This window comes from Anaerolineae bacterium (assembly GCA_011176535.1).
In the GTDB taxonomy this organism is placed as follows: Bacteria; Chloroflexota; Anaerolineae; order Anaerolineales; family DRMV01; genus DUEP01.
In genome coordinates, this window is the sequence record DUEP01000064.1 from 1 (window position 1) to 6,029 (window position 6,029).

A 6,029-nucleotide genomic window follows, 5' to 3' on the forward strand; every position below is an offset into this window, starting at 1 on the left:
CCATTCCCTCATATCGATCGATGCGCCCCCTACTTTTATCCCCCCTTGTTTTGGGTATGTGAGGCAGAAACCCAAAAGGGTGGCTCTCTGCCGCCTTTTTGTTACCCTTGTTTGTGGCACGGGGGCAAGGCGGCTTTCACGCCGCGCTTGTGCTGCTCCTTGTTTTGAAATGTAGGGCAAAAAATCAACGGCCCTCCTGCCCAGGAGAGCCGTCCGTGGGCTCAGGTTTCGTCGTTTACCTGCGCCAGAAACGCGTCCAGCGCGGCCAGTGCACGCTGGCTGTACGCGGCATAGCGCTCTCGTTTGTTGCGGATGCGCCGGGCCAAAGGCGGCAGGATGCCGTAGTTTGCCTTCATGGGTTGAAAATCTGCCTCAGAAGCGTGGGTGATGTAATGGCACAGGGCGCCGAGCATGGTTTCGCGGGGCAGCACCAGGGGCGGCTGGCCCCAAAGCAAACGAGCGGCGTTCCACCCGGCCAGCAGGCCGGTGGCGATGTTGCCCACATAGCCCTCGACGCCCGTAATCTGCCCGGCGAAGAACAAATCGTCGCGGTTGTGGAATTGAAGGGTGGGGCGCAAGAGCGCGGGCGAAAAGATGAACGTGTTGCGGTGCATCTGGCCGTAGCGGGCAAACTCGGCGTGCTCCAGGCCCGGAATCATGCGGAAGACTCGCTTCTGCTCGGGAAACTTGAGGTTGGTCTGAAAGCCCACCATGTTGTAAAGCGTCCCGGCCAGGTTGTCCTGTCGCAGTTGCACCACGGCATAAGGCCGTTTGCTCGTGCGCGGGTCGATCAGGCCCACGGGGCGCAGCGAGCCAAAGGCCAGCGCGTCGCGACCGCGGCGGGCCAGCACTTCGATGGGCAGGCAGCCCTCGAAAAAGCGCCCTTTCCCTGCGCGCACGCCAGGGCCTTCTTCCAGGTCGAACCGCTCGAATTCGTGAAGATCGATGCGTTCAGCGCTCACCAGGGCGTCCACGAAGGCGTAGTACTCCTCTTGCGTCATCGGGCAATTGATGTAGTCGCCCGCTTCCTGCTCCCCTTTGCCGTAGCGCGAGGCCCGAAAAGCGATGTCCATGTTGATGGAATCGGCCACTACGATGGGGGCGATGGCGTCGTAAAAGTACAGGTGCTCCTGACCGGTGAGTTCCTGCAATGCCCGGGAAAGGCGCGAAGAGGTCAACGGCCCCGAGGCGATGATGGTCGGTCCAGCAGGGATCTCGGTCACCTCTTCCCGAATGACTTTGATGTTAGGGTGGGCTTCCAGCGCCTTGGTGACTTTGCGGGCGAAGATTTCCCGATCCACCGCCAGGGCGCTGCCGGCGGGAACGGCGCTTTCGTCGGCCAGGCGCATGAGCAGGGAACCCAGGCGGCGCAGTTCTTCTTTCAGCAGCCCTCCGGCGCGGTCGGGCAGGTTGGTGCCCAGGGAGTTGGAGCAGACCAACTCGGCCAGGTAGCCTGTGGTGTGCGCGCCAGTGCTCTTGCGCGGGCGCATTTCGTAGAGGCGAACTTTGATGCCCCGTTGAGCCGCCTGCCAGGCCGCTTCGCTGCCGGCCAGCCCCCCGCCGATGACGATGAGTTCACGCTGCTCGCTCAACCTTCGACCTCCTTCCAGAATGGCTTCCAGCGGCGCAGACAACCTGTGCCCACTTTGTGCCCCACAGGCTCTTCGCAGTAGGTCACCCGCGCCCCGCTTTCTTCTAAAGTGGACGCCATGCGTTGGGCACGGTCTACAGGGATGATCCTGTCTTTTGTGCCGTGGGCGATGAAAACGGGCTTCCCCAGGAGGACCTGCCGTTCCAGATAGGGGGAGACCCCGCGGGGCAGGAAACCGGCCAGCACGCTCAGGCTCTGGCTCTCCTGAGGGTGGTGCAGCGCCCAGGCCAGGATGGTCGCCCCCCCCTGGCTGAATCCAATCCAATGCTTGCGCTGCCAATCCACCTGCGGAAAACGCCTCTCCAACTCGTGCAGCCAGGCCTCGAGGTGGTCGATGGCCGGCCGAAAGTGCTCCAGCTGGGTGCCTCCCTGGGGAATCTCGGCCAGCCAACTGTACCCCTGGGAAGGCGCCGGGAAAGGGGCGCGGAACAGCACCCACAGGCCATCGGGCAAGGCGCGGGTGAAGGGCTCCATCACCTTTTCGTCGCCGGTCCAGCCGTGGAGCAAGAGGAAAACGGGAGCCTCGACTTGCTCAGGCTCCCGGATGCGGGCAAGCGAACCGGATAGCGGCACAGTTTGCCAGGGCGTCATAGCACCTCCACATCGTTGAGGTTCAGCGGGGTGGGCTTCAAGCGGCGACGCCAGGCGGCCCAGGTGCTGGTGGCGGCTTCCAGTTGGGGTAAGGCCTCCCGGGCGGCCACTTCACCGATGGCGGCCACGGCGCGGATGTCCACCTGGTCGAGCAGGCCCACCTGGGCCACATCGGGCGTGATGAGCACCTCGGGCTGGTCCAGTTGCAGGCGGATGTGGGTCATCCAGGCGCCGCCGATGTCGATGGCGCGGAGAAAAATGTTGAACGCCTGCCCCAATCGCAGCCGGCCGGCCAGTTGGTTGAGGATGGGCACCTTGGCCAACATGCGCACCCCGGTGGGGTCGCCCAGGCGCTCCGGGGGCGGGGTGAGGGACACGGCCACCACCGGGAGGTGGGGCGCCAGCAGGCGGGCCAGCCGCACCGGTACATTGTCCATCACCCCGCCGTCCACCAGAAGCCGTCCGTTCCGCTCGCGGGGCGGGAAGATGCCCGGCACGGCACTGGAGGCCAGCACGGCTTCGACCACCAGCCCCCGACGCAGGTACACCGTGCGGCCCTTGAAGATATCCACCGCCACCGCGCCGAAGGGAATGGGCAAATCGGCAAAGGTGCGCTCTTCCAACGCCTGACGCAGCATAGCCTCCACGCCGGCCAGCCCCATCAGCGAAGGCCCGTTGTCAGGGTGGCGCTGAAACGCCCGCTCGGGGACGCTTTCCACCCAGGCCGTGACCTCCTCGGCGTTGTATCCGGCGGCGTACAGGGCGCCGATGATGGCCCCGGCGCTGGTCCCCGCCACCGCGCGGACCCGGTAGCCCTGCTCTTCCAAGACGCGCAACACGCCCAGATGGGCGAAGCCTTTGGAGCCGCCGCCTCCTAAGGCCAGGGTAATCTCAGGCATCGTCTTCTCCTTGGGTGGCATAAGCCGCCGTATCCAGCCCGTGGAGGAAGACCTCGAGGGCCTGTTCGACGGCCTGGGGAATGTCGGGTTGGTTAAGCAGGGTGGGCTGATGCAAAACGCCGGCCAGTAGGCCGAGCAGCATGGTGGCCAGGGTGGCGGATGGGGCCACCGGTCGGATTTGCCCTTGTTGAAGGGCCTCCTGGAGGACCGTGGCGAAAGGCTCGATCACGGCTTGCCAGGCCTGACGGAACAAGGTTTTGCGTTCCTCCGGAGGGGCGTCCTTCCAGGCGCTGATGTCACGCCGGAGAGCGAACATGGAGGTCCGGTGTTCGTGCAGTGTGGCGGCATAAACTTCGAGCATGGCGCGCAGTTTGGCCCGGAAGGCGTGTTCGGTGGCCTGGGCGTGCAGCAGGCGCTGGCGCAGCGCCTGCAAGTGGCGTAGGATCACCTCGCGAAACAGGGTGGCTTTACTGGGGAAGTGGTAATACAGCGCGGCGTTGGTGACGCCGCAGGCGCGGGCAATCTCTCGGATGGATACGGCCCGATACCCCTGGCTGGCAAACATCTCTTCGGCCACCTGGAGGATGCGCTCCCGTCCGATCCGACGCTTTCCGCTTTTTGGGGCCATGGAAATCCTTGAGCAAGGGGAACTAAACGAGTGGTAAGTTATCGTAATCGAAAAGAGGCCACCTGTCAAGGTGCGTTAAAAGCTTCACGGCCTGCCAGAGCAGACCGTGAAGCCATCCGAGGAGGGAGCGCAGGGGGAGTTTAGCGCGCTTGCTCGTAGTACGCCGCCACCTGTTCCCAGTTGACCACCGACCACCAGTTGGCGATGTATTCGGCGCGGCGGTTCTGGTACTTCAGGTAGTAGGCGTGTTCCCACACATCCAGGCCTAGCAAGGGGGTGTGCCCGAACAGGTAGGGGTTGTCCTGGTTCGGCGTGGAGTACACTTTGAGGTCACCAAAGGGGGTAAGCACCAGCCAAGCCCAGCCGCTGCCGAAGCGCGTCGCGGCCGCTTGAGTGAATGCTTCTTTGAAGGCGGCGAAGGAGCCGAAGGTCTTCGTGAGCGCCTCGGCCAGTTTGCTCTGCGGCTTGCCGCCGTTGGGGCTCATGACCGTCCAGAAGAAGCTGTGGTTGACGAACCCGCCGCCGTTGTTGCGCACGGCGACGCGGATGTCTTCGGGCACGCTCTCCAGGTTGCGCAGCAAGGTCTCCACGGGATAGGCCTGGAGGGCAGGATGTTTTTCCAGGGCGGCGTTGAGTTTGTTCAGATAACCCTGGTGGTGTTTCGTGTAGTGCACTTCCATGGTCCGGGCGTCAATGTACGGCTCCAACGCGTCGTAAGCGTAAGGCAAAGGGGGTAAGGCGTGCATGGAAATCCTCTCCTCTCGTGAGTGAATGGGGTGTCTTGCGGTGATCTTACTGTATCACGCCCGCGGGCTTTTGTCAAGATTTGTATCAAAAAAAAGATATAAAAACGGGGCGGTGGCGATAGGGACGGCTCGTCATCGCCTTTTGCTGCTCCCTGGCTCCGGGATGGCCCCGCCGGAGCGCGGTCAATCAGAGCAGCGCCGGACTCCCGAGGCTACTCAGGCCAGGGCGCCGTGGTCCAAAATGTTTGGGGGCGTTTCCGCTGGCGTGCGTTTTTAGGTAAAATGAAGTCCAATCTTGATCTCGGAGGAGCGCCGCCGTGACCACCCCTGCTGCGCAAGACAATCGCCCCCCTGTGCCCCCCGCGTTGGTCATCGTCGTGGGGATCCTGGCCGTATCCACGGCCTCGATTTTCATTCGCTACGCCCAGCGGGACGCCCCTTCGCTGGTCATCGCCGCCTGGCGGCTGACGCTGGCCTCCCTGGTGTTGGCGCCAGTGGTGTACGCCCGCCACCGGCCCGAGTTGCGCGGGTTGCATCGCCGCGATTTGCTGTTGGCTTTGCTTTCGGGCGCCTTTCTGGCGGTGCATTTCGCCACCTGGATCAGCTCGTTGGCGTACACCACTGTGGCGAGTTCGGTGGTGTTGGTGACCACCACACCGCTATGGGTGGGGATGCTTTCGCCCCTGTTCCTGCGCGAAAACCCGACCCGCGCGGTGGTGATCGGCATGGCCTTTACCCTGGTAGGGAGCACCTTCGTGGCGTTGGGCGATTCGTGCTCCTTTTCCGGCCTGGGGCTGTCCTGCCCCTCGTGGGCCGTGTTCGCCGGGCAACGGGCCTTGCTGGGGGACTTTCTGGCGTTGATGGGGGCCTGGGCGGCGGCGGGTTACTTCATGATTGGGCGACGGCTCCGCGCCCGCACCTCGCTGGTCACTTACATCTTTTTGACCTACGGGATGGCGGCCTTGGTGCTCGTGGCCTTGATGTTCCTCTTCGGCTACTCGCCTTTTGGATATCGCCCCCAGACGTATCTGTTCTTCCTCTTGCTGGCTTTGGTGCCGCAGTTGTTGGGCCATTCTTCGTTCAACTGGGCGCTACGCTACCTTTCGGCGGCCTTTGTAGCCGTGACGCTGCTGGGCGAACCTGTGGGAAGCACCGTGTTGGCCTACTTCCTGCTGCACGAGGTGCCCACACCGGTCAGTTTGTTTGGTGCTATACTTATCTTGGTCGGGATCGCCGTTGCCGCCACGGGCAACACGGACACGCCAGTGGGAACTCCGGCTTGAAAGGAGGCCACCATGCAAATCCACTGCAACTTTTGCCATCGTCCTATGAACATCTCGCGCCGTGAGGCCGAGGCCGCGCTGGAAGTGGTGCACGCCGAGGGGCTGGAGTATTACGAGTTCAAATGCCCGCATTGTCGCAAGATGAACAAGGTGCCGTTGGAGGTGTTGCATCGGGCGGCGCCCAACTGGAAGCCCTCAGAGACGTCTGTCTCTTGAGGGGTGGGGCTGTTC

General features: G+C 63.4%; 7 protein-coding genes. 2 read left to right on the forward strand and 5 right to left on the reverse strand.

Annotated elements, in window-relative coordinates; translation table 11 throughout:
- Positions 1-221 precede the first annotated feature (221 nt).
- The 5 genes from G4O04_06690 to G4O04_06710 all read right to left on the reverse strand — a co-directional run bounded on the left by G4O04_06690 (position 222) and on the right by G4O04_06710 (position 4,515).
- A complete protein-coding gene (locus tag G4O04_06690) occupies positions 222-1,592 on the reverse strand; it encodes a methylenetetrahydrofolate--tRNA-(uracil(54)-C(5))-methyltransferase (FADH(2)-oxidizing) TrmFO (GenBank protein ID HEY58207.1) in 1,371 nt (456 codons plus the stop codon).
- Complete coding sequence (locus tag G4O04_06695; GenBank protein HEY58208.1) at positions 1,589-2,242, reverse strand: hypothetical protein; 654 nt, start codon at positions 2,240-2,242, stop codon at positions 1,589-1,591. Before G4O04_06695 ends, G4O04_06690 begins: the two co-directional genes overlap by 4 nt.
- Positions 2,239-3,141 carry a patatin-like phospholipase family protein gene (locus G4O04_06700; GenBank protein HEY58209.1) on the reverse strand — a complete coding sequence of 301 codons (903 nt, stop codon included), beginning with the start codon at positions 3,139-3,141 and terminating at the stop codon, positions 2,239-2,241. Before G4O04_06700 ends, G4O04_06695 begins: the two co-directional genes overlap by 4 nt.
- Positions 3,134-3,769, reverse strand: a complete 636-nt coding sequence (locus tag G4O04_06705) for a TetR/AcrR family transcriptional regulator (GenBank protein HEY58210.1) — start codon at positions 3,767-3,769, stop codon at positions 3,134-3,136. The genes G4O04_06700 and G4O04_06705 overlap by 8 nt, the downstream gene beginning before the upstream one ends.
- 140 nt (positions 3,770-3,909) lie before the next feature.
- A complete protein-coding gene (locus tag G4O04_06710) occupies positions 3,910-4,515 on the reverse strand; it encodes a superoxide dismutase (protein ID HEY58211.1) in 606 nt (201 codons plus the stop codon).
- Positions 4,516-4,868: 353 nt separating this feature from the next.
- On the opposite strand from G4O04_06710, the gene G4O04_06715 reads away from it, so the two are divergent.
- A complete protein-coding gene (locus G4O04_06715) occupies positions 4,869-5,798 on the forward strand; it encodes a DMT family transporter (GenBank protein ID HEY58212.1) in 930 nt (309 codons plus the stop codon).
- 12 nt (positions 5,799-5,810) lie between these two features.
- Complete coding sequence (locus G4O04_06720; protein HEY58213.1) at positions 5,811-6,014, forward strand: hypothetical protein; 204 nt, start codon at positions 5,811-5,813, stop codon at positions 6,012-6,014.
- Positions 6,015-6,029 lie beyond the last annotated feature (15 nt).